This is a genomic window from Hydromonas duriensis, assembly GCF_004363775.1.
Classification (GTDB): domain Bacteria; phylum Pseudomonadota; class Gammaproteobacteria; order Burkholderiales; family Burkholderiaceae; genus Hydromonas; species Hydromonas duriensis.
Map to the genome: position 1 here is coordinate 1 of NZ_SNZE01000011.1, position 470 is coordinate 470.

At 44.3% G+C, this 470-nt stretch carries 1 protein-coding gene; it reads left to right on the forward strand.

What is annotated here, in order from left to right; translation table 11 throughout:
* Window positions 1-224 precede the first annotated feature (224 nt).
* A partial coding sequence (locus DFR44_RS11410; protein WP_162845184.1) for a YDG domain-containing protein occupies window positions 225-470 on the forward strand: 246 nt, incomplete at its 3' end.

Consider the following 470-nt stretch of genomic DNA (forward strand, 5'->3'; position numbering starts at 1 on the left):
CTGTATTTCTTGGCTTTCATCGTAGTATTCCTTTTCTTGTGAGTTTAAGGACTTTTTTCTACTTTGATTCGCTTTTATTTTTTGGGATGATTACCTCACTGCCTCAGCTTTGAATGAGTCATCGTAACGATTGCGTTGCATTTGACACCTCTCTTTTTACGTTAAAAGGTGTCCGTCAATTCGAGGGCAGATCAAACAAACTTGTTTCTGTAAATGATTTATCTTTGCTAAAAAAAGAAGATAGCAGTGGTTTATGGTCAAATTACAACTTGACAGGTACGAATGCTGCTTCTACTGTTGCGAATATAACTAAAGCGAGTCTGACGCTATCGGCGAGCAACCAACACAAAACCTATGACGGCACGACCAGCGCCGCGGACGCGGTCAGCATCACGGGTCTGGTTGCTGGCGACACCGTCACGGGTCTGAGCCAAAGCTACGACAACAAAAACGCAGGCAGTGGCAAGACC